Source organism: Bacillus sp. ISL-35, from assembly GCF_018613355.1.
Lineage (GTDB): Bacteria > Bacillota > Bacilli > Bacillales > Cytobacillaceae > Mesobacillus.
In genome coordinates, this window is record NZ_JAGGQK010000014.1 from 223,799 (window position 1) to 244,613 (window position 20,815).

Below are 20,815 nucleotides of genomic sequence, written 5' to 3' on the forward strand. Positions count from 1 at the left end.
AACCTGGAACGGATTGATATCTATTTACCAATGGCGTGTATTTTCAAGCAAACTGTCAATCTCAATCGGGTTCAGTGAAAAACTCAAATCATCCTCAGCAATTTCCATTGTATCTTCCAACAGCTCGTCAATATCCATGCTAATTCTTCCCATACCGAACCTCCTCGTTCACTTTTGGCCATCCATTGTCCATGTGGGCCTCGTGAAAATAGTTCGTTTATTATATGAGGGTTCTGGGGGTCATTTAACGCAGTGAAAATTTTCCCAAGTTGTTGTTAATTTGATATGATTTTTTGAAAAGTTTTACAAAAGGGAATTCGAAGGACATGACAATTACTTTTTATTAGACAGTTCTATTCATTTCTTTTTTGCTTTAAAAACAAAAAGGCCTAATTAGGCCTTTTTGGTAGCTACTCATGCTGGAGGTAAAATTGGCGGCATACCCGCTACTAATACACCTAGTGCGATAGCACTTGACAATAATGCAGTCAAAATCTTTTTCATTAGAATTCCTCCTCAATTGATTTTTTCTATATATTTTACTGCTTGATCAAATCTTCCCATCTCTCGATAGTGATTTGATAGCATTTTGTAAAACCAAATTAATTCTTCACTTTTCCCATCGCTTTCCTCAAGAAATGGTATTACTTTGGTTTCTGAGTAATCTAACGATTTTTCTGGAGAGTCCAGCGTCATTAAATAATAGTTTGCTAAGATTCTATACTTACGGTTTTCAGTATCCTTAGATAATTGGTATACCTCTTCAAAGGATGCCCTTGCTTGTTCTTCATTTTGCAGCTCAAATTGGATTTCTCCAATTGAATAAAGAGTAATAAGATAGTGTTGTGTTCCTTTTGTTTGTAAAGATAAGCTTTTCTCAAAAAAGAAAAGAGCCTCTCGATAATTCTTAAGCTTTTTTTGTAGATAACCCATATTGTGATATATTTCAGGTAATAATTTTTTCTCCTGTAAAATCTCTGCGTTTCTGATGAGATTTTTATAGCAATCCTCTGCTTCTTCATAGATCTTAGAATTAGTATAGTTAATTCCAAGCAACATCAATACATGTAGGATTCTTTTAAAATTGTGTTGTTCCATAAATTCCTGAAGTGCCATCTTTCCATAATAAATGGCATATCCTAAATCTTCAGGAGAAGTTTTAGCCAGAGCACGATGATAAAGTAATTCACCATCGGGTATATCAAACTTTGATCCCCTGTTAATGGTGTCTAAGATCTCATCTGCTTTCTTATACAATCTCTTCTTTAATAACATTACAGCATGTAGATAGGAAAATAAAGCCATCTGAGGTTGGGAAAATATTTTCTTCTGTTTCTTTAATAATTCATATTGTTGCTGAGCTTCGGTAAATTTGTGTTTGAATATTAAATACCTGAATTTGGTAAGTTCATATGTATGTAGATTTGTTGTAAATGGAATAATTCCTTCAAATTCCTTTAGCATTTCCATTGCAGTATCTGCTTCTTCATCTTGAATGAAATCAATTTTTTCATTAAGTTCTTTAATTAACTGCTTAATCTGCTCTTCGTTTTCTGTAATGGATGAAAGGTTGACTCCCAGCCTTTCAAGCAGGAGGCCCATGGTTTCTTCATTGGCTTCTTTTGAGTTGCTTTCAATCTTGCTTAAGTGTGGAACTGAACATATGCCATTAGCCAGTTCCTTTTGTGTTAAACCTTGCTGGATCCTGTAAAATTTGATTAGTGGTCCAAACTGCATACGTTCACCTTCTGTTTTCTTATTAATCTACCATCTTTTCCAACAATTTAAACAGTCCAAAAGAACTATTTTTATAAAATTCTATATATTAAAAATTGTTTCTTCATATATTACCTCAAATAAGAAAATAAAGCCACCCGAATCAATCATTTAATCCGGATGGCTTGCAAGTGAGTGCATTAAATTATTTTACGCGAGGGAAACCGAATCCTGAAGCGTAATCATCACCAGTTCCTGCTCCTGTACCACCTTTGATGTCATAAAGTTTTGCTCGCCTTTGGATTTCCGAACGTAGCTGTGCGTTGCTCCATGACTTATTTGCGGACCAAAGTTTAGCTGCAAGTCCAGAGATATGTGGAGTTGCCATGGAAGTGCCGCTCATTGTCGTATAGTTGCCATCTACTGCAGTAGAATAGATTCCGCCGCCAGGTGCTGCAACTTCAACATCCTTTTCCTGGATATAGTAATCACCATCAGTATTTGGGTTGCCACGAGAAGAGAAGTCAGATACTTTATGGGTACCATTTACAAATGTATTGTCCAGTGATGCAACAGCAATCGCATTCGTAAGTGCACCAGGATATCCAATTGTATTGGCACTTGGACCGCTGTTCCCTGCCGCGGCAACCACTAAAGCACCTTTGCTGTATGCATAGTCAACTGCACTTGCGATCATTGAATCCTTGCCGCTTGAGCCTAATGACATTGAGATGACAACCCGTGTTCCAGTTCGGACACCTTCATCAGCAGCATGGCGGATTGCACCAGCAATATCATCGGAATATCCGGATCCATTGTCCCCGAGGACTTTATAGCCCCAGAGTTCTGCTTGAGGAGCAACTCCATAGATACCTGCTCCATCATAACCACCATTAGCTACAGCCGTACCGGCTACATGCGTGCCATGGCCCTGACGGTCTGTACAAGATCCATTGACCATTGAAGAAGAAGATTGGGTAAAGTCTTTACATTGTTCAACATTGTCTGTCAAATCAATATGGTCTCGGTTGATGCCTGTGTCTAGGACAGCTACCTTGATTCCGTCTCCGCCACTTGTTGATTGAATATAGTTATCGTTATAGATTGCCTGGATGCCCCATGGTGTCTGGTCGGAAGGGTAGGATGCCTGGACAGTATAGTCACCCTTGCCCTTCCCGTTTCCATTGCTATTTCCTTCGACTCGGGCATCGACTGTATACGTACCAACCTGAGCGATTTCGATATTCTTATTTTTCAAAAGTGCCTGATATTGCTTGCTGTTCACTTCAGTTGTGAAACCTTGTTTTCCAAAATCCCAACGCTTGCCGTATTGTTCTTTAACTTTTGCTTTTTCTGCACTCGGACCCTGAATTAACACCCGATAAGTATCCTGGCTTTCCTGTGCACCGGCACCAAAAGCGCCAGTTGCGAACATGGAAACCCCCATTGCCAAACTAAGTACAGCGGATCCGAAAACTCTTTTCTTCTTCATCCTTTTGCTCCTCTCACCTTTGAAAAATTTGCAGCTTGCCGGGCTGCAGGATTAAGTATATTGCAAATTTTCTGTGTTTATCAACGAATAACCAGGCATACATGATTGGGAAAAACGAAAAGCAAAAAGGTTGAAATAATGTATTTTTACCATTACCTTCCTATTTGATTTACCAATTCGTCTCTCATTGTTACACCTAGGAATCATCAAATTGTATTTATCCTTTTCAATATATATAACGTAAAAATGTGATGACAAAGAGAGTTAAGGAACCAAGGTCAAAAAATGGTAAAAAAGAATATTAACTTATCGGGAAAACGCTTGCTTTATCCGTTCGTTGAGGAAAAATGAGCAAGAAAAAACACCTCGATTCCCATCGAAGTGTTCATCTTACTGAGATATTTTAAAGGCCTTGCTTAGACTATTCAGATACGGAACATCAGGAATGGATGTTGAATGATTCAGGAAAAAGGCATGATTGGGTTTAACACCAATTATAGACGGCTGCAAACCCATCATTTGCAGTTCCTTAACTAAGGAGATGAATGCCTCTACTCCCTCTATGGTCAGTTCCCCTACACCATTTAAATCAAACAGAATCTCTTGATATCCACCTTCCTGTGATCGATTCAGCACTCGATCTTCATTCTGCCTGATCAATTTATCATCTAAATTTCCAAAAAGCGGAACCAATGCTGAGGTCCTTGTTAATTTTATAAATGGACAAGAAAGGCTTTTTATTTCCATAAGTGATTTTTCTACCTGCTCTTTTTTTTCAAGCAGCTCCAAATCTGTTTCAGCCAGTCTGATCCTATGTTTCTCAACAATACTTTCCAATTCTGATAATCGATGATCTTTTTCTATACAAATGACATGGCCTCTATCTTCATGCCAATTTACACTAATATCAAACAAGGCATAAGGGGAAAATTTTGTTTTCATGATCAGTTCGCCTTCTGCCTTGATTTCTTTGAGTTCCAAAAGGCTCTTAATCTTTCTATGGCTTTCCCAATCCACTAGTTCCAGAAATTTTTTCCCAACCGAAAAAACCTCTTCACTTGCATCAGAATAGGCAAGAATATTGTGTTCGATATCTATTAAAAAATACGGTAATGGCAAATATTTAAGATCCGACATTCATTTTCACTCCATGCTGATGGCTAAGCCATTTTTTCACGTCATCCATACTTTTATGGAAAAGGGTACGGTCTGACCCGTAGCGATGAAATTCATATTGATCCAGCAACCTGCCCCCAACAATTACAACCGGCTGGCTTGGAAGTTTTTCCAATGCTTGGATATATGGGCTTAGATGTTCAGCATGGTACAGAATTGAAAAAGAGAGACATATAACATTTGCTTTCCATTCTTGTGCAGCTTTCATCACATATTCTAGCGGAAGATTGGGACCATGGAATTTTGTTTCCCAACCATACTCATTGAATAGCTGGCTGGCCATTTTCAGTCCGAGATAGTGCTGTTCATTTTCAACGCAAAGAAACATCGCTCTTTTCCCATTAGGAGAAATTTGCAGTGTTCTTCTTTTCTCCCAATTGTAACGAGCAAGCAGATAATCACAGGTTGCTGTCGCCAAATGCTCATCAGCAACAGTGATTTTGTTTGTTTCCCACATATAACCGATATGTCTCATTGCAGGGGTGATGATTTTTTCATAGATATATAAACTTTCTTTTGATTCCTCGCACTCTTGTTCAATTAGTGCCCATGAATCATCCTGATTGCCCTCGAGCAAAAGCCGGGCTAATTCGATTGCTTTTTCCATTGGCACTCACCTCATCCTGGTGTTATTTCACACCCCTTAATGAATTAATCGCACTTTCAAGCATGTTGATAAATACTCCCTTATGATCTTCTTCTGTTTTTTCAAAAGCCGTCTTCAATCTCACAAAATTATCAACCAAATGTTCCGTCTTCATTCCTCTGGAGGTCAAAATCCCATTTAGCCAGTGTGCATAATCAATGAAATATTTGTCCTCATTCATATCTGCTGCAGTCTGCAGATATTTGATGTGATGTCCATTGTCTTCTCTGCACTTCTGGCGTCCCCTCTCTCCATATTTTTCAAGCAGAAAGGGGAAATCTTTGTATATGCCTTCAGTAACATCCTCAATGATCGACGATATAACAGCCTCATTCATTTTGCTACCACCTTATAACGGCCAACCGAGGGACGTATGGCTGCAAGTTCCTGGTCTGGATAATTTTTTTCCAGTTCATGAACCTTCTTGTATGCATCACTTGTGATATATTTTATGTAATTTTCTTTTGTTTCCCATGATATTTGTACAGTCAATTCTGTTGGATTATTTTCGTTCTGGAGCAATTGGAAGGAAACGAACCCCTCATACTCATCTACCAATCTAGATCTTTTTTGATAGATGCAATCACTTCATCAACTTTATCCTCAGGAATAACCACTGTTGAATGAACGATATACATGTTCGATCTCCTCCTGTTCTTATCTGCAAACATAGTCCAATTATACATATCCTCTTACCGCCTATCAAATTATGCATTTTCCAAAATGCCCAACTGAAAAAACACTTGTCATTTTTCTCCATTTAGACTATCATACTAAAAAGCTATTTAAAGGGAGATTTTGGTTATGATCAGAAAACTTAATGAAAGAGATAACGAAATAGCAATGAAATTTTTAATGGAAGAAGCAGCACTCAACCTATTTATCATAGGTGATATTGAGGCATTCGGATACGAATCTGATTTCCAGGAACTATGGGGCTTCTTCGATGACGATGAGCTCTCGGCGGTATTGCTCAGATTCCATAATTCTTTCATTCCTTACACAAATAATGGTAGGCTTCCCGTTAAGGGATTCTCAGAAATTATCAAGAATTACTCAGGAAAAATCTTTTTATCAGGAAAAAGTGAACTCGTTGAACAATTCGAGGGAATACCTGGAATAGATCTTGGTAAAAAGCAGATTACCTATTTTGCGGAGTGCACAACGGATTCCTGCTTAGAAGAGACTGACTTTGATATTTTCACAGCAGGTCCTGAGGATGTGGATCGAATTATCGAGTTAAGAGCCAGTATTGAGGAGTTCTTTCCTAATCCGAATGCACGTGAAATTTTTTTACAGTCGCTGGAATCTGGCACTGGGAGAACTTACTATATTGAAATCGATGGAAAAATGGCCGCTTCAGCATCAACTGCAGCGGAAAATTCACGATCAGCGATGATCGTTGGTGTTTGTACACATAAGGAATACAGGAGAAAAGGGCTTGCATCAGCTGTGATGCAAAAGCTTTTCAAAGATGTTATGGATGAAGGAAAGCTTCTATGCCTATTCTATGATAACCCTGAGGCTGGCAGGATTTATAAACGGCTGGGCTTTACAGATATCGGCATGTGGACAATGTATAGATAAAAATCAGGGCTGGATGCCGAACATCCAGCCCTGACTTTAATTTCTGGCAACCTTGGCAATTGCTTCAATTGCTTTCTGGATTTGGTCCTCCGTTACATCGTAATGCGTAACAAAACGAACAAAGGTTGGACCAAAAGTTCCTGATATCACTCCTTCTGATCGCAATTTCTCAACAAAAGCTTCAGAGGTGATATTTAAATCTGTAACATCGGCAACTACAATATTTGTTTCCGGCTGCCTCGCAAGTTTCATTCCCGGAATCGATTCGATTCCTTCTGCGAGAACCCTGGCATTCCACTGATCTTCTCCAAGCCGGTCTTTCATTTTCGTCAAAGCGATTAAACCCGGCGCAGCGATGATACCGGCCTGTCTCATCCCTCCACCTAATCGTTTTCTCCATTTTCTTGCTGTTTTAATAAATTCGGAACTTCCGGCAATGATGGAACCCACCGGGGCCCCTAATCCCTTTGAAAGACATATTTGAACGGTATCGGTGTGTTTAGCAAATTCCTTTACATCGACTCCAGCTGCTGCTGCAGCATTGAACAATCTGGCGCCATCGAGATGAACAGGCACGTTATTCGCTCTCGCTACATTGTAAATGGCTTCCATGTTTTCAACTGGGATTACTGCTCCTCCAGCCCTATTATGGGTATTTTCGAGGCAAATCAATCCTGTTTCCGGATAATGGATATCTTCTGTACGGATGGCACTTAGAACATCTTTAGGATCCATAGCCCCTTTTTTACCCTTGATGGTCCTCGTCTGGACTCCGGCAAGTGCAGCTACTGCACCTGATTCATAATAAAAAATATGCGATTCTTCTTCAAGCAGCAATTCCTGACCCGGACGGCAATGCGAAAGCACGGCAATTTGATTTCCCTGTGTACCACTTGTAACAAATAATGCCTTTTCTTTTCCAAGTATTTCAGCAGCAATTTCTTCTAATTCATTTACTGTGGGATCTTCCTGATATACATCATCACCCACTTCTGCAGAATACATTGCCCTGCGCATTTCATCAGTCGGTTTTGTAACGGTATCACTTCTTAAATCGATCATTCCTTACCCCTCATTTCTATGTAAAGTTTTCTAATATCTTTTATTTTAACAACCTAACCTGCAAAAAACTAACAGTTTCTTTTCATCTGCCTTCGGGTAACTCCTTAACAAAGGCTGATTCTTCTAAAAAGGTAGTTTCGATATTAATTAACAGACTTTGGGCTTCTCGTCGCCGGATATTATTTATATAAGAGAGCTACAAGGTTAAAATAGAGCCTTTATACATTCAACAAGGAGGAAGATTATTGTTATGAATATTGAAAAAGTAATGACAAGAGATGTAGAATATTGCAGACCTGATACACCGATTCATCAGGTAGCAGCAAAAATGAAAGAACTGGATGTTGGAGTCATGCCAATTTGTGAGGGTGACCAATTAACAGGCCTGGCAACTGACAGAGATATTGTTTTAAAAGCTGTAGCTGAAAACACTTCAATGGATTCCCCGATTTCTGATGTAATGACAACTGATCCTGTCAGAGGGACCGTCCATATGTCAGCAGAGGAAGCAGCAGATTTGATGGCAGATGTTCAAATACGCAGACTGCCTATCGTAGAAAATGGAAAGATGATCGGAATTGTATCATTAGGAGATCTTGCAGTTACAGATAATCTCGAGGATGATGCAGTAAATGCCTTGGAGGATATCTCGACTCCTTCAGAGCCTGAAAAATAAAACAATTCAAAAACCCCGTCATACAACGGGGTTTTTTTCGTCTGATATTTGTCTGAATTCCAGCCCTTTTTCCTTCATTAAATGAGATAATGCAGATTGAAAATTTGCGAAGGTTTGCGCTTCCAATCGAATACCATCGAGTACCATTTTCTTGACGAGCCCCGGATTAAGTCCAACAAATAAAGTCCTTACACCCATCAAAGACATAGATGAAGCCATTTCATGAAGCTCTCGCCCAATCTCTTCGAGGCATAGGTCAGCAACGCTTTCTCCACTGATATCTGTCAAATCAATGATTGCTGTTTCAATATCTTTATTGTGAATAAAGTCAAGCAGCTTTACACGTATTTTATCGAACCGCTCTGCTCGAATTAATCCTGTTAATGGTACTAGGATGGTTTGAGGTACGATCGAAGGGATAATTGGCGCGGACATTTCAGAAATAATTGTTTCATACTCTCGAATTTTTTCTTCGAGTTCTTTCAGCCTATTCGTTTCCAAGCTGTACTAAACCCCCTAAAAAGCGCAGTAATCTCTGTTTATCTACCTTTCTATCATACATTTATACCTCCGCTTTGTATAGCCAAAAACCCCTTCCCTGGAAAAAGCTGAATATTCAATGGATCACATTGATTAATTGCATGATATCTTCATAAATCTGCTCTTGATATTCATCATCACAGCATCTTTTATAGTCATCGATCAATCGTCCAAGTTCTTTTAAAAAGATTAATTTTTCTTCATCGTTTATCATGGCAAAGTTCTCCTTAACAGGACAAAAGTCATGTGTGGTTAAAAGTTAACACAAATATTTCCAGAACACAACGGAAATTTTCCAATGTACATTATTATATTTTGTAAATCTGGAGAAACTATACCTAATGAAACTGAATTTAAAGGAGCAGATATGTTACATAATATATTCAGGTTAAGTATGGTTTTAGTATCCTGGTCAACTTTGTTGCTTTATCCCAAAAAGGAATTCAAACGTTTTTTGCCAGTTACTGTATTCGTCACAGGCCTGGTATCTATTTTGTTGATTTTATCTAGTCCATATAGATTATGGAGAGTATCAGGAGGGTTGAAGTCAAAAATCTTCAATGATTTAAGCTTTACTCTCGGTCCATTCTTTGTTGCTAATCTCTGGGTGTTCCGACTCGCCTACGGCACCATCTGGCAATACCTAGGCATTAATCTCGTGATCGATTATTTATTAGCATACCCAGTTAGCAGTCTCTTTAAGAAGATGAATATTTACCAATTGGACAGGCTGAAGCCTTTATATTTTTTCAGCATTATTTATTCCTTTGCAATCCTGGCATATGGCTTCCAATATTTTTTTAGAGGCGGCAGGCGTTAATGTAAAAAACCTTCCATCACGAAAAATGGAAGGTCTTTTTTTAAGGCTCTTTTCTCAAACTTTGTTGCTATTGGCTACAAAATAGGATTGAATTACCTAAGATTTTTCACACAATTCATGACTATTATGAAAAAAGAGCTTGCAAACTTAGTACCGACATACAAAATGGCTATTATCAGGTTAAAATCGGCTTTAGGATTTTAACAACAATCTTTACGAAAACAGCCTTTTTTAATTTTCTGTGGTTATATTCTCCATGACCAGCTCGACCCCTTCGACATTTTCAACAAAATCAATGACTGGGTCGATTTCATTCCGGAGTTTCGGAGTCAATGGTAACTCAATAGTTTCGTTCCCGTATGTAAAAACTAATTTCTCGGGCGTTAGAGACCCCCCATCATTTTTGTTTATTTGCTTCATGGCGGTTATGTCATTCCATGAATAAAAGCTTTTGTCCAGCTTCCAAAGCTCGTCATAATGCAATCCAGTCTTATCGATATAATAATAATTGTCAAGACTCAGGTAGCTGCCTGAAACCATTACGAACAATGTGATAAATGAGGCAATCAAGACATTCACATTCCTCTTCCTCGATTCATTTGTCCTGAAAAGATAGATAGCGATTATGATCAGAAAAATTGGAATGACCAATAGTACGGTTACCATTGTTACATAGGATGACATCGGGCTGTCAAAAAACCAGTGTGACCTATCCAGATAAATTGATTGGTGTACGAAAGAAACGATAAAGATTCCAATTGGTACAGATGCGAAGAGCAGGATTACTGCGGCTGTAATCAATAAACTCCCTGCACGATCAGCATTATGTGCGCTCAAATCATTGTTCCCCTTTTCTAATTCTATATCTCCATAATATATATTCAATATAAGTAAAAAATTTCCTTCTTCAAAACAAATATTTATTTACTATTTTTTCTAGAAACTAACTATTTACAAAGCGGCAAGTAAAGTGGAGGTTTGAATCTACCTCTACGGAAACAAGACCTGTATACCAGCCCCTCTATTTTTTTCTATCGGTAATATATCAACTAAAGGAAGGTGTTCCAAGATAGCTGCTGGATATTAATGGCACTCCCTCCCCAACTCCTCTTGAAGGCATCTGTAGCACCCGTAAAAAAACCAAGCCAGAAATATTGCCGGCTTGGTTGCTTCGTTTTATTTTCTTAAATTTTCCTGATCCTTTAATCTGTTTTGCTGGTCAGGAACTCTGCCTTGATCTTTGAACTCATCAATCTTTTTTCCTTCTCCTAATTTCTCACGTTCATATTCCACAAGGCTCTGCTGATTACTTTTCGAATTTTCCATAGCATTTCCCTCCTTGTTTTTGTTATTATTCTATTCCCTTTTAAAGCAGGAACAAACACCGCTTTTTGTCATCCAGCAGAGGCATTAAAATTTTACTTCCATCATTTTAAAGGCTTTATAAAATTTAATAACATAATGAGTTTTTTAAGGGGTTTCTATATATACCATGTAATCACTATGTTTACTTAAGCGGTTTAGATGGTAATTTAAATAGCACGGAGGGAATCCTTCAATTTGCACTACATTTAGAAAGGAAAATGTTTTATGAGACAAATTACAGTTACTGTAGATTTTAAGGGGAAAAATTATTTAACCAATGTTATTGCTGATCATGATACATCAGAAGAAGAAATCATGGAGACGGCAAGAAAGCAAATTAAAGAACAGTGGTTATTTTAAATTCGAAAAATATTTAAACAAGTCAGCAGCTTTTTTTGATTGGTTTTAAATTGATTTATACAACCCTAAAAAAGGAGGTTCAGTTTACAAGGGCTGAACCTCCTTTTCTTAATGGCCATTTTGGTGATATTAACTTTTTCATTTTCCATAAGAAGGGGATGTACAAAAGGAGATTGGCATAGAAATATACCATTGTGGAAAAAGGGGTTTAAAATTTGAAACAGGAAAATTTACTCTTCATACAGTTCAATAGGTAATCCATCGGGATCCGCAAAGAATGTAAATCGTTTTCCAGTCAGAGGGTCGATCCTTATTTTCTCCACTTTCAACCCCTGATTTGCAAGATAATCAACATGTGCGGAAAGGTTCTTAACGGAAAAAGCCAGATGCCTGAGGCCTGCTGCTTCTGGATAGCTGGCCCGCGCTGGAACTTCTGGGAAGGAGAACAATTCAATCTGGAAACCGTCTCCTACACTTAAATCCAATTTATATGACTTCCTTTCTTCCCTATATACTTCCGAAATGACCTTAAAGCCAAGAACCATTGTATAAAACTCCTTGGACTTTTCATAATCAGCACAAATAATGGCGACGTGATGAATTTTCTCTAACTTCATCGAGATCTCCTTTTACCTTGCCCATTTAGTAATGGTGATTTTCGTACCGGCCCCTGGCATGGAATCAATATCAAAACTATCCATTAACCTTCTAACTCCCGGTAGGCCTGCACCAAGTCCGCCTGACGTCGAAAAACCATCCTGCAGAACCATCCTGATGTCGTTTATTCCTGGTCCATTATCAGCAGCAGATATTTGGATTCCTTTTCGGCCATTTTCATTCAAGACCTGAATCGTAATCTCGCCGCTGCCTGCATAAAGGTATATATTTCTGGCAAGCTCGGAAATCGCAGTCGTGATCCTTGCCTGATCCACCCCTCCAAATTGAAGCTCTTTTGAAACTTCTCTCCCTTTTTGTCGGGCAAGCACTATATCAAATTCATTATTTATATTTATTACAATCGATTCTGTCATATGGCTAAACCTCTAACAAATGGCTTAATATCGAAATTCCTTGTTCAAGATCCAGAGCAGTATGGACATTTTCCATTGTTATGCCCAACTCGATCAGTGTAATGGCAACCGCTGGCTGTATGCCCGTCAGGACCGCTTTTGTGCCCATCAAGCTTGTCATGACAATGACATCACCCAAAACTTTTGCAATGAATGAATCAATCATATCGACAGAAGTCAGGTCGATCACAACACCTTTTGCTCCTGTGTCTTTTATTTTATTCAACAAGTCCTCCTGGAACGTAAGTACGGTCTGGTCATCCAATTCCACTTGTATAGAAACCAGCAGGTAATCTTTTAGCTTTAATATAGGAATCCTCACTTTATATGCCTCCAAATCATTAAACTCACTAGAAATCCACTTTGCATTTGTAAAGAAGAATTTAATTGGATTATACGCTATGTAAGAAGTGCTTTACAAATTAAAAGCAGTATTTATATGATTAAATAGGCTTTAAGCATTAAGAAAAAAATAAATTAAAAAACCTCCTAAAAAGGAGGTTTCAATCACTAAACAAACGGGTATAAGTTAAAAAGTAGTTTTTGCACCAAGATATCGAGGTTTCCAGTATGAGTTATTCATATCACTGATTTCGACTCCTCTGGAGGATCCTGCATGAATAAATTGGCCGTTTCCTAGATAGATACCAGCATGAGATGGACCTGCTTTATAAGTTTCAAAGAATACTAGGTCTCCTGCACGTGGTGAAGAAACAGACTTGGTTGCATCCCAAATGGAGGCAACAGTTCTTGGGATAGAGATACCTGCCTTATTATAAACATAGTTCAGGTAACCAGAACAGTCAAAACCAGATGGAGTGCTGCCAGCCCAAACATACGGAACTCCAATGTATTTTTTTGCTTCAGCAATCAATGAACTCACCTGTGAAGCTGAGCTATATGATGCTACTACAGGTGTAGATGCTGTTGAGACCTTTGTAGCAACTGGCGTTGAAGTTGCCACTGATAATTTTAGTACCTGTCCAGGGAAAATAAGGTACGATTTAAGATTGTTGATAGAAATCAACTGCGAAAGCGATACATTATGGCGAGCAGCAATAGATGATAAATTATCACCGCTGCGGACTGTGTATGTGCTTGATGTACTTGCAGGTGCAACAGAAGCTGGTGCAGCCGAAGATCCTGAAACCTTCAATTTTTGACCAGGATAAATGACATCAGAAGTTAGTCCATTCAGGGATTTTAGTCCATTGATAGACATTCCGTATGATTTTGAAATTCCCCATAAAGTATCGCCCGATTTCACGATATAGCCATCGACAGTTGTGCTTGTTGCAGCAGTGGTTGAGTGACTATGAGGAGCCAGGACTGAAAGTTTTTGATTTACATAGATTGTAGAACCTGATAGGTTATTCCATTTTTGAATATCATTAATTGCAACATTATATGTGTTAGAAAGCTTCCATAAAGAATCACCAGATTGAACTGTGTGTAATTTTTCATGTGCACTTGCAGATCCATTGAACGATGTAAATAAAAATCCGGCTGTTGCAGCCACCGTCAGAATTTGTTTTTTCATGTTGAGCAACTCCCTTTGATTTCGATTACAAATTAATAGTAGAGTTTCCCAAACTAGTTTTGAATCTATAAATTTTGGTTTACAAGGAATTGTTTTCCTTTGGTAAATAATTCGTTTTCTTTCCAGAATACCTCCTAATCCTTTTAATTACAGGGATTTCAGCCTGTTTTTTCCACTGAAATTTCATCTTTTGTAATAAAATTGCAACATAAGCTTAACTTTGTTGTAATTTAATTACCCTATGTAACTATTCCTATTAAGATTGTATTACAAGGGAAGAAAGAACTAATAACATGTCAAAATGGTGAATTTTTCACATTAGCTCATAATCATTGTTAGGCAATTTATTATTGATCCGAGAATACCTGCGCAGCCAAAAGCCCACTGTGGAATCACACAGTGGGCTTTTCTTTTATTTCATGTTAGAGATTCCGTTTGATTAATTGTTCCGCCATCTGGTCAACCTGCTGGCTGTTTCCTTCTTGCTTTGCGGCTGAAGCAATTTGACTGATTAACTGACTGCTTTCCGGGTTTGTCGCAGCATGGTAACCAGAATTAGTGTTTGTTGTTTGGGAATCCGTCATGCCTGAAGTAATTTCTTTTGCGAATTCCGTTAATCCCGCTGAAACCGGCCGATTGAATGAATTTCCTGTGCTTGTATTCTGAAAAAGCTGCTTCATTCCATCTCCCATTCGATTCCTGAAAGCAAATGCAGCAGCTGCACTTGCCACAACACCCATGATGGAAAACGTCATGGAGCGAGATTTCTTGCGTTTGTATCCGAACATCTTCATCAGATTTTGAGGTATATTCGATTTCATTAACGCAGACATCCATGCAGATCTATTCATCGGCAGCACCCCTTTATGAATTAGAGGAGAAACATCCCCTCCACTCTTTAGTATTAGGTTCTAGTCATTCAATATACCGGTAAAAGTTTTACAGTGACGTCCGTTTACTCATTAAGGAATGGCTTCAATTTCTGTATAGCCTGCTGCAGCTTATTAGCGTTTTTACTGTACATTTGTTTCACTCCAGAAGACTCTGTCCCGAGAGCAAATAATTCTAAATCTGCCTGGCATTTATTCATCATCGCGAGCAATAGTTTCCTCGGCTGCGGAGCTGGAATCTCAAACTGATCATCATAAGTATCAATGGTGAGCTTTCCGAATGAATCCACCTGTCCCAAAAATACATTATCAACCGTTACACCTAAGTTTGCTAATTCTATATCCAGCCACCCTCTGTTCTTGCCTGCAGAAGCTAATGAATCGTTCAGTATATTTCCATCCATGATTACGGTATACGGTTCTTTCTCTGGAGCCACTGTCAGATTCAAATCTTTCGCCGTAAGAGGCTGCAGTTCTTTTTTTAACAAGACACTCAGGTCCCCTTTTGGTTCCAGAACTGCAAATTCGACATCTGCTGTTTTAAAAACATTTTTCTGGCGCAATAAAGAGTTCAATTCATCGATGGTATATTTTTCTTTCTTAAGATTTTCTTCAAGGACTTTCCCATCTTTAATTAACACTGTTGCTTTTCCTTCAAATACATCCCTGAACTTTTTGCTCTTAACGCCAATGACGTCATGAAAATATGTAAACGCACCAAATATCATAATCGCTAATACACCATGGAAGAAATTCCCGTCAAGTCCCATGATGACTTCCGCGGCAATACTACCTATTGTAATTCCTGAAATATATTCGAAGAATGACAACTCGGAAAGCTGTTTTTTCCCGCCTATCTTGGTAATTGCGTACAAGGTGATTGCAAACAATATGGATGAGACAAGAATATGTGTAATATCATTCATTGCTTCACCTTCTAGTTTTTATATTGGGGTTCTTCTATCTCTACCTGGATTTTCCGTTTTTCTAAATCTGTCTTGATTTCCGTGATGACAAGCATGGTTTCATGGAAAACCCTGCTTGCTTCCGGAATCGTTGAGTTTAAGGCCATTGCAGACAGTTGCGCTTCTATCCCTTTTATCGTCGATAAAACTTGATTCACATTCGAACCTACTGTCATTTATCATCACCTCTTTGATGCAGAAGAGGGCGGGTTGCCCTGCCCTCCCTGATTACTGCTTATATTGTGGTTCCTCTTGTTCAATTTCCTGCAGGCGAGGCTGAAGGCTGTCAATTACTGCTTGTGTCTGTTGTGCTGCAGTTTGATAAATCTGTTTTGCCTGCTGATTTTCTGTACCGAGTGCAAAAGTCTCCAAACTAGCCTGGGCACTTTTCAAACCTGCCATTGTTTGTTTAACCTGAGCTCCAACTGTCATCCTATCCCCTGCTTTCTGAAATAATATTGGTACTGTTTTAGTATTGCTACTATGGATTGAATTATTCTCTGCTATATTCTTTTTCATTGATCCCTGCTTCAGACTATTTTATGCAAAAAAAAATAGCCATTTCGGCTGATATAACAATATTTCTCCATGACTATTCCTCATTCACTTGTATCCTCGTATTGTAAAGTGCGTAGCCAACTTCCCATTTGGCCCGGATTTCCATTGCATAATCACCCGAAGAAACTTTCAATTGAGCAAGATCCAATGGTAATCCATCCAGGCTTTTATATGCGAGTCCTCCTGTTTCCATATCCCATAAATAGCATGTCACAGAAACGGGTGAATGCTCAAACTGCATGTTAATGCTGTCATTACGACCGACCTTAATCGGAGGAGTTTCTCTTACAAATAATGCAGGATCGGTATTGGCATCTGCCGCTGCTGCCCTCCCCCATTTTCTCAATGAATAGGTTGCAGCTTTGACCTCCACCGTTTGTTTGTCTACAATCATTTCTAAATCAGGAGGAGTTGGTCTATAGCTTTTATATGTATTCCAGCCAACGATTACGGCTAACAATAATAAAGCTGAGATTCCCAATAGAATTGTTTTCACCAAACTCCCCCATTTCAAAAAGTTATGAATCTTTACCTCTAATTAATTAGACGGCTATGCGGAGAAGTAAGTTTCAAATTTTCAGTTTTTTTCGAAACTAATATTGAGGGGCTTCAATGGTTCATTTTTCGCATAAACCTTTTGTCGTTATTATGTAACATTCCTTACATGAAAATTTTCCCGCCTACTTTATAATATATGAATAAATGATGAAAAGTAGGTGATTAAAGTGCCTGAAACAGGACATAACCTTTCCACTGGCAGCCATCCAGCTGCAATTGATTTTAACATAAACCCTTATATTGTTATTTGGGAAGTGACCAGGGCCTGCCAGTTAAAATGTATCCACTGCCGGGCTGATGCACAAAACAGGCCTGACCCAATGGAATTAAGCCCTGAGGAAGGACTGAGGCTAATCGATCAAATCCATGAAATGGGCAACCCCATGCTTGTGTTTACAGGTGGAGACTGTATGATGCGAGAAGATCTTTTTGAGCTTGCTGAATATGCGGTGAAGAAAGGCATGCGTGTGTCGATGACACCAAGCGCTACAGATAATGTAACAAAAGATAAAATGCTTAGAGCTAAGGAAGTTGGATTATCCAGATGGGCTTTCAGCCTGGACGGACCTATTCCGGAAGTACATGATCATTTTCGAGGAACTCCTGGTTCATTCAATCTGACAATCGAAAAAGTTAAATACCTAAATGAATTAAAAATGCCATTGCAGCTTAACACAGTCATCTCACGGTATAATTATGAGTACCTTGAACAAATGGCTGAACTGATGAAAGAACTCAAAGTTGTGATGTGGTACATATTTCTTTTGGTCCCTACCGGCCGAGGCCAGCTGGATGCCTGTCTGACACCTGCAGAACATGAAAAAGTGTTCCGCTGGCTGTATGAATTAAGCAAGACTGCTCCATATGATATTAAAACGACGGCAGCTCAGCATTACCGCCGTGTGGTTTTCCAACAAAAAGCCAGGGAACATAGCGTGAACAAGGATGTAATCCGGTATGAAGACACATTAACGAAAGATATGGCTTCAGTCATCGATGGCCTGAAACGTGCCCCAAAAGGTGTCAATGATGGCAATGGATTTGTTTTCATCTCTCACACAGGAGATGTAATGCCATCCGGATTGCTTCCTTTAGTTGGCGGAAATGTGCGTGAAAAGCCGTTGGCGGACATTTACCGCAACTCTCCAATCTTTAAGGACCTGCGTAATCCCGATCAATACAAAGGAAAATGCGGTGTTTGCGAATTCCGCTATGTCTGCGGAGGGTCCCGTTCAAGAACCTATGCAATCACAGGCGACTACATGGGCAGCGAGCCATTCTGTGTCTATATCCCGGAGGCAATGCGCAAAACAAAATCGCCGATATCATGCCGATAGCCCCTGTTCAAGGAGCTTTCTTTATTTAGTGTTCGGTTCTAATTCAAATCTAGAATCCTTCTTTGGACAATATTGAACCTTTTATGACATCACCTTTTACTGTGACATAAAGCACGGAAAACAATACCATCCAAGTTTTACAATAAAGTTAACGAAAGGATGGTGCAAATATGACAATCAAGATTGATCAAGAAGCATTTAAATGGTTTGAAAGAGAATTCGACACACCAAAACCGTTTCACATCCGCCTTTATCCTCAATATGCCGGGTTTGGCGACAAGAATAAAGGCTACAGCCTGGCATTTTCGCTAGAAGCTCCAGCCATTGCCGCAGAACAGCAGGAAATTGACGGAATTACATTTTATGTAGAGTCCAATGACACCTGGTTCTTTAATCAGACAGATGTAGAAATAAAGTACAGCGATACTGCCGGTGAAATATTTACAAAATACCTTGAGCATCATTAAACACACTCTATAAATAGCAGCAATCCTTGCATAAAGAATGAAGTTGAGCTCCCGGCAGGGCCAGGAGCTCTTATTACATTTCTTTTGGAGCCTTGATTCCTAAAAGTCTAAGGCCTTCTTCAAGAACAACGCTGACTGCACTCACCAAAGCCAGGCGTGCATCTTTTTCCTCATTTTCTTGCAGAATCCGTACTTCTCCATAATATTTATTGAAAGCCTGGGCGAGATTCAGCACATATTTTGCGATTTGCGATGGATCATTTTTGTCGAAAGCTCTTATAACCGTTTCAGGAAAAGCCATAAGTTCGGTGACAACGGGCCATTCAGCATTACCTTCAAGCTTGATTTCCACATCGGTTACTGAGCTTGCTGCCTTTCTTAATATGGTTTTGGCCCTGGCATTTGTATATTGCACATATGGACCTGTTTCTCCTTCTACCTTCAACATTTCCTCCAGGGAAAAATCAATATCATTCATTCTAAAATTCTTCAGGTCGTGAAAAATGATTGCTCCTGTACCCACCAGATCAGCTGTTTCTTCCTTATCTTCGAGTAGTGGATTTTTTTCCTCGATATTCTTTTTTGCCAGCTCAATCGAATTTCTAAGGACATCCTCCAGTAAAACAACTTTCCCTTTGCGCGTCGACATTTTTTTGCCATCTTTCAGCATCATTCCAAAAGGGACATGGATGATCCTATCCGCCCACTCAAAATCCATTTTTGCGAGCACAGCTTTTAGCTGTTTAAAATGAAGACTTTGCTCATTTCCCACAACGTATAAAGATGTGACAAATGTATGCTGATCATATCGATACTTGGCCGCGGCCAAATCCCGGGTCGCATACAATGTAGCGCCATCTGACTTCTTAATCAGGCATGGAGGCAGGGCAGCATCTTCCAATTGAACGACCATAGCCCCGTCCGATTCCACAAGCAGTTCTTTTTCGGCTAAAAGTTCTACGATGGGCTCCATTTTATCATTATAAAATGCTTCCCCAGCGTATGAATCAAACTCAATACCCAGCAGATCATAAATCTTTTTGAACTCTTTCAATGATTCTTCCTTGAACCATTTCCATAGTTCGAGAGCCTCTACATCCCCATTTTCAAGGCGCCTGAACCAATTTCGGCCTTCTTGTTCGAGTTCAGGGTTGATTTCTGCGGCTTCATGAAACTTAATGTAAAGGGCAAGAAGCTCCTTTATCGGACTCTCTTTCACTTTCTGTTCACTGCCCCATAGCTTATAGGCAGTAATCAGTTTGCCAAATTGTGTCCCCCAGTCTCCCAGATGGTTTATTTTAATCGTCCTGAAGCCACACTTTTCATAAATTAACGAAAGGGAATTTCCTATAACGGTTGAACGCAAATGCCCCATGGAAAAGGGTTTGGCAATATTAGGAGAGGAAAAATCAATAGTCACGATCTGTTGACGTCCACAATTACGGTCTCCGTAATGGTTTTTCTTTTCTGTAATTTCATGGAGGATTTCAGCAGCTGCTTTTGATTTATTCAAAAAAGCATTCACATATCCGCCAACTGCTTCAAAACGGTCAAAGTCAGATTCATTTCTGGACTGCAACTTATGGCTGATGTCCTTGGCAATCTCTACAGGAGACTTTCTCAGGATTTTTGCCATCTGGAAGCAAGGAAAGGCCAAATCTCCTTGTTGAAGGAATTTCGGTTTTTCGATCAAACGTTCAATATCGTTCAAAGAAAGTATTCCATTGAATTCTTGGGCGAGTAATTCAGAATATTTTTTGCCGTATTTCATAGTAGACCCACCTTTTTAAAAAATAAAAAAACTCCCGCCTCTAAAAAGAGACGAGAGCTTAATCCCGCGGTACCACTCTAATTGTTCCTGAAAAAGAACCTGCTTTCATTGATAACGGAGTTCGTTCCGGCCAACCCTACTGGTTTTCAGGGAGGCATCTCAAAAGTGCGCTTCATTACCCTGTTGCACCAGGCTTTCACCGACCCTGGCTCGCTAATG

Annotated in this window: 27 protein-coding genes, 1 pseudogene and 1 other annotated feature (1 of these 29 only partly in view); of the genes and pseudogenes, 6 read left to right on the forward strand and 22 right to left on the reverse strand. The window is 39.2% G+C overall.

The features are described 5' to 3' along the window. Positions 1–24: 24 nt before the first annotated feature. The 7 genes and pseudogenes from J7E38_RS24195 to J7E38_RS18790 all read right to left on the reverse strand — a co-directional run bounded on the left by J7E38_RS24195 (position 25) and on the right by J7E38_RS18790 (position 5,668). Positions 25–153, reverse strand: a complete 129-nt coding sequence (locus J7E38_RS24195; protein WP_260983664.1) for a hypothetical protein — start codon at positions 151–153, stop codon at positions 25–27. A gap of 363 nt (positions 154–516) precedes the next feature. Continuing rightward, complete coding sequence (locus J7E38_RS18765) at positions 517–1,737, reverse strand: tetratricopeptide repeat protein (RefSeq protein WP_214708769.1); 1,221 nt, start codon at positions 1,735–1,737, stop codon at positions 517–519. A gap of 184 nt (positions 1,738–1,921) precedes the next feature. Then, complete coding sequence (locus J7E38_RS18770) at positions 1,922–3,208, reverse strand: S8 family peptidase (protein WP_214708771.1); 1,287 nt, start codon at positions 3,206–3,208, stop codon at positions 1,922–1,924. A gap of 390 nt (positions 3,209–3,598) precedes the next feature. Beyond that, a complete protein-coding gene (locus J7E38_RS18775; RefSeq protein ID WP_214708773.1) occupies positions 3,599–4,345 on the reverse strand; it encodes an STAS domain-containing protein in 747 nt (248 codons plus the stop codon). Further along, the gene (locus J7E38_RS18780; RefSeq protein ID WP_214708775.1) at positions 4,332–4,991 is read right to left on the reverse strand and encodes a cobalamin B12-binding domain-containing protein; all 660 of its coding nucleotides are present in this window, start codon (positions 4,989–4,991) and stop codon (positions 4,332–4,334) included. The genes J7E38_RS18775 and J7E38_RS18780 overlap by 14 nt, the downstream gene beginning before the upstream one ends. A gap of 22 nt (positions 4,992–5,013) precedes the next feature. Then, entirely contained in the window at positions 5,014–5,367 is a 354-nt protein-coding gene (locus J7E38_RS18785) for a hypothetical protein (protein ID WP_214708777.1), read from the reverse strand. Continuing rightward, positions 5,364–5,668: pseudogene (locus J7E38_RS18790) on the reverse strand (antibiotic biosynthesis monooxygenase family protein). Before J7E38_RS18790 ends, J7E38_RS18785 begins: the two are co-directional and overlap by 4 nt. A 166-nt stretch (positions 5,669–5,834) precedes the next feature. Between J7E38_RS18790 and J7E38_RS18795 the strand changes: the two are divergent. Then, complete coding sequence (locus tag J7E38_RS18795) at positions 5,835–6,617, forward strand: GNAT family N-acetyltransferase (RefSeq protein ID WP_214708780.1); 783 nt, start codon at positions 5,835–5,837, stop codon at positions 6,615–6,617. A 36-nt stretch (positions 6,618–6,653) separates the two neighbouring features. Here the strand turns inward: J7E38_RS18795 and ltaE are convergent, their stop codons facing one another. Beyond that, positions 6,654–7,679, reverse strand: a complete 1,026-nt coding sequence (gene ltaE, locus J7E38_RS18800) for a low-specificity L-threonine aldolase (protein ID WP_214708782.1) — start codon at positions 7,677–7,679, stop codon at positions 6,654–6,656. Between the two features lie 250 nt (positions 7,680–7,929). On the opposite strand from ltaE, the gene J7E38_RS18805 reads away from it, so the two are divergent. Further along, a complete protein-coding gene (locus J7E38_RS18805; protein ID WP_214708784.1) occupies positions 7,930–8,355 on the forward strand; it encodes a CBS domain-containing protein in 426 nt (141 codons plus the stop codon). Positions 8,356–8,373: 18 nt separating this feature from the next. Here J7E38_RS18805 and J7E38_RS18810 read toward each other — a convergent pair whose 3' ends face one another. Both J7E38_RS18810 and J7E38_RS18815 read right to left on the reverse strand, forming a co-directional pair. Continuing rightward, positions 8,374–8,856, reverse strand: a complete 483-nt coding sequence (locus J7E38_RS18810; RefSeq protein ID WP_214708786.1) for an STAS domain-containing protein — start codon at positions 8,854–8,856, stop codon at positions 8,374–8,376. Between the two features lie 115 nt (positions 8,857–8,971). After that, positions 8,972–9,109, reverse strand: coding sequence for a hypothetical protein (locus J7E38_RS18815; RefSeq protein ID WP_214708788.1), 138 nt, complete (start codon positions 9,107–9,109; stop codon positions 8,972–8,974). A gap of 153 nt (positions 9,110–9,262) precedes the next feature. Here J7E38_RS18815 and J7E38_RS18820 point away from each other — a divergent pair, with 153 nt between their 5' ends. After that, entirely contained in the window at positions 9,263–9,715 is a 453-nt protein-coding gene (locus tag J7E38_RS18820) for a hypothetical protein (protein WP_214708790.1), read from the forward strand. 231 nt (positions 9,716–9,946) lie between these two features. Here J7E38_RS18820 and J7E38_RS18825 read toward each other — a convergent pair whose 3' ends face one another. Then, positions 9,947–10,552, reverse strand: coding sequence for a hypothetical protein (locus tag J7E38_RS18825; RefSeq protein WP_214708792.1), 606 nt, complete (start codon positions 10,550–10,552; stop codon positions 9,947–9,949). A 339-nt stretch (positions 10,553–10,891) separates the two neighbouring features. Continuing rightward, positions 10,892–11,041: a hypothetical protein gene (locus J7E38_RS18830; protein ID WP_214708794.1), complete on the reverse strand. Its 150-nt coding sequence runs from the start codon at positions 11,039–11,041 to the stop codon at positions 10,892–10,894. A 264-nt stretch (positions 11,042–11,305) separates the two neighbouring features. Between J7E38_RS18830 and J7E38_RS18835 the strand changes: the two genes are divergently transcribed. Beyond that, complete coding sequence (locus tag J7E38_RS18835; protein ID WP_214708796.1) at positions 11,306–11,440, forward strand: BA3454 family stress response protein; 135 nt, start codon at positions 11,306–11,308, stop codon at positions 11,438–11,440. Positions 11,441–11,670: 230 nt separating this feature from the next. Here J7E38_RS18835 and gloA2 read toward each other — a convergent pair whose 3' ends face one another. From gloA2 to J7E38_RS18880, 9 genes are all read right to left on the reverse strand, one after another. Further along, positions 11,671–12,057, reverse strand: a complete 387-nt coding sequence (gene gloA2 / locus J7E38_RS18840) for an SMU1112c/YaeR family gloxylase I-like metalloprotein (RefSeq protein ID WP_214708798.1) — start codon at positions 12,055–12,057, stop codon at positions 11,671–11,673. 12 nt (positions 12,058–12,069) lie between these two features. Continuing rightward, positions 12,070–12,471 (reverse strand): anti-sigma regulatory factor, encoded by a 402-nt coding sequence (locus J7E38_RS18845; RefSeq protein WP_214708800.1) that lies wholly within the window; start codon positions 12,469–12,471, stop codon positions 12,070–12,072. Between the two features lie 4 nt (positions 12,472–12,475). After that, a complete protein-coding gene (locus J7E38_RS18850; protein WP_214708802.1) occupies positions 12,476–12,832 on the reverse strand; it encodes an STAS domain-containing protein in 357 nt (118 codons plus the stop codon). Positions 12,833–13,039: 207 nt separating this feature from the next. Further along, entirely contained in the window at positions 13,040–14,050 is a 1,011-nt protein-coding gene (locus tag J7E38_RS18855) for a C40 family peptidase (protein WP_214708804.1), read from the reverse strand. Positions 14,051–14,472: 422 nt separating this feature from the next. After that, positions 14,473–14,901 carry a hypothetical protein gene (locus tag J7E38_RS18860; protein ID WP_214708806.1) on the reverse strand — a complete coding sequence of 143 codons (429 nt, stop codon included), beginning with the start codon at positions 14,899–14,901 and terminating at the stop codon, positions 14,473–14,475. Between the two features lie 104 nt (positions 14,902–15,005). Beyond that, positions 15,006–15,866: a DUF421 domain-containing protein gene (locus J7E38_RS18865; RefSeq protein WP_214708808.1), complete on the reverse strand. Its 861-nt coding sequence runs from the start codon at positions 15,864–15,866 to the stop codon at positions 15,006–15,008. 11 nt (positions 15,867–15,877) lie between these two features. Then, positions 15,878–16,081 (reverse strand): DUF1657 domain-containing protein, encoded by a 204-nt coding sequence (locus J7E38_RS18870; RefSeq protein ID WP_214708810.1) that lies wholly within the window; start codon positions 16,079–16,081, stop codon positions 15,878–15,880. Positions 16,082–16,133: 52 nt separating this feature from the next. After that, positions 16,134–16,337, reverse strand: coding sequence for a DUF1657 domain-containing protein (locus J7E38_RS18875; protein ID WP_214709038.1), 204 nt, complete (start codon positions 16,335–16,337; stop codon positions 16,134–16,136). 160 nt (positions 16,338–16,497) lie between these two features. After that, positions 16,498–16,959: a hypothetical protein gene (locus J7E38_RS18880; RefSeq protein WP_214708811.1), complete on the reverse strand. Its 462-nt coding sequence runs from the start codon at positions 16,957–16,959 to the stop codon at positions 16,498–16,500. A 229-nt stretch (positions 16,960–17,188) separates the two neighbouring features. Here J7E38_RS18880 and J7E38_RS18885 point away from each other — a divergent pair, with 229 nt between their 5' ends. Together J7E38_RS18885 and J7E38_RS18890 are read left to right on the forward strand one after the other, a co-directional pair. After that, positions 17,189–18,358 (forward strand): TIGR04053 family radical SAM/SPASM domain-containing protein, encoded by a 1,170-nt coding sequence (locus J7E38_RS18885; RefSeq protein WP_214708813.1) that lies wholly within the window; start codon positions 17,189–17,191, stop codon positions 18,356–18,358. 170 nt (positions 18,359–18,528) lie between these two features. After that, positions 18,529–18,825, forward strand: coding sequence for a HesB/YadR/YfhF family protein (locus J7E38_RS18890; RefSeq protein WP_214708815.1), 297 nt, complete (start codon positions 18,529–18,531; stop codon positions 18,823–18,825). Between the two features lie 73 nt (positions 18,826–18,898). On the opposite strand, the gene argS is transcribed toward J7E38_RS18890, so the two are convergent. Further along, positions 18,899–20,596 carry an arginine--tRNA ligase gene (argS, locus tag J7E38_RS18895; RefSeq protein ID WP_214708817.1) on the reverse strand — a complete coding sequence of 566 codons (1,698 nt, stop codon included), beginning with the start codon at positions 20,594–20,596 and terminating at the stop codon, positions 18,899–18,901. 43 nt (positions 20,597–20,639) lie between these two features. After that, positions 20,640–20,815 (reverse strand) — a binding site (T-box leader) (it continues 38 nt past the right edge of the window).

Excerpts from the sequence above, each read along its gene's own strand:
- J7E38_RS24195 (WP_260983664.1), bottom strand. The coding sequence starts at position 153 with ATGGGAAGAATTAGCATGGATATTGACGAGCTGTTGGAAGATACAATG.
- J7E38_RS18765 (WP_214708769.1), bottom strand. The coding sequence starts at position 1,737 with ATGCAGTTTGGACCACTAATCAAATTTTACAGGATCCAGCAAGGTTTA.
- J7E38_RS18770 (WP_214708771.1), bottom strand. The coding sequence starts at position 3,208 with ATGAAGAAGAAAAGAGTTTTCGGATCCGCTGTACTTAGTTTGGCAATG.
- J7E38_RS18775 (WP_214708773.1), bottom strand. The coding sequence starts at position 4,345 with ATGTCGGATCTTAAATATTTGCCATTACCGTATTTTTTAATAGATATC.
- J7E38_RS18780 (WP_214708775.1), bottom strand. The coding sequence starts at position 4,991 with ATGGAAAAAGCAATCGAATTAGCCCGGCTTTTGCTCGAGGGCAATCAG.
- J7E38_RS18785 (WP_214708777.1), bottom strand. The coding sequence starts at position 5,367 with ATGAATGAGGCTGTTATATCGTCGATCATTGAGGATGTTACTGAAGGC.
- J7E38_RS18795 (WP_214708780.1), top strand. The coding sequence starts at position 5,835 with ATGATCAGAAAACTTAATGAAAGAGATAACGAAATAGCAATGAAATTT.
- ltaE (WP_214708782.1), bottom strand. The coding sequence starts at position 7,679 with ATGATCGATTTAAGAAGTGATACCGTTACAAAACCGACTGATGAAATG.
- J7E38_RS18805 (WP_214708784.1), top strand. The coding sequence starts at position 7,930 with ATGAATATTGAAAAAGTAATGACAAGAGATGTAGAATATTGCAGACCT.
- J7E38_RS18815 (WP_214708788.1), bottom strand. The coding sequence starts at position 9,109 with ATGATAAACGATGAAGAAAAATTAATCTTTTTAAAAGAACTTGGACGA.
- J7E38_RS18820 (WP_214708790.1), top strand. The coding sequence starts at position 9,263 with ATGTTACATAATATATTCAGGTTAAGTATGGTTTTAGTATCCTGGTCA.
- J7E38_RS18830 (WP_214708794.1), bottom strand. The coding sequence starts at position 11,041 with ATGGAAAATTCGAAAAGTAATCAGCAGAGCCTTGTGGAATATGAACGT.
- J7E38_RS18835 (WP_214708796.1), top strand. The coding sequence starts at position 11,306 with ATGAGACAAATTACAGTTACTGTAGATTTTAAGGGGAAAAATTATTTA.
- gloA2 (WP_214708798.1), bottom strand. The coding sequence starts at position 12,057 with ATGAAGTTAGAGAAAATTCATCACGTCGCCATTATTTGTGCTGATTAT.
- J7E38_RS18845 (WP_214708800.1), bottom strand. The coding sequence starts at position 12,471 with ATGACAGAATCGATTGTAATAAATATAAATAATGAATTTGATATAGTG.
- J7E38_RS18855 (WP_214708804.1), bottom strand. The coding sequence starts at position 14,050 with ATGAAAAAACAAATTCTGACGGTGGCTGCAACAGCCGGATTTTTATTT.
- J7E38_RS18860 (WP_214708806.1), bottom strand. The coding sequence starts at position 14,901 with ATGAATAGATCTGCATGGATGTCTGCGTTAATGAAATCGAATATACCT.
- J7E38_RS18865 (WP_214708808.1), bottom strand. The coding sequence starts at position 15,866 with ATGAATGATATTACACATATTCTTGTCTCATCCATATTGTTTGCAATC.
- J7E38_RS18870 (WP_214708810.1), bottom strand. The coding sequence starts at position 16,081 with ATGACAGTAGGTTCGAATGTGAATCAAGTTTTATCGACGATAAAAGGG.
- J7E38_RS18875 (WP_214709038.1), bottom strand. The coding sequence starts at position 16,337 with ATGACAGTTGGAGCTCAGGTTAAACAAACAATGGCAGGTTTGAAAAGT.
- J7E38_RS18890 (WP_214708815.1), top strand. The coding sequence starts at position 18,529 with ATGACAATCAAGATTGATCAAGAAGCATTTAAATGGTTTGAAAGAGAA.
- argS (WP_214708817.1), bottom strand. The coding sequence starts at position 20,596 with ATGAAATACGGCAAAAAATATTCTGAATTACTCGCCCAAGAATTCAAT.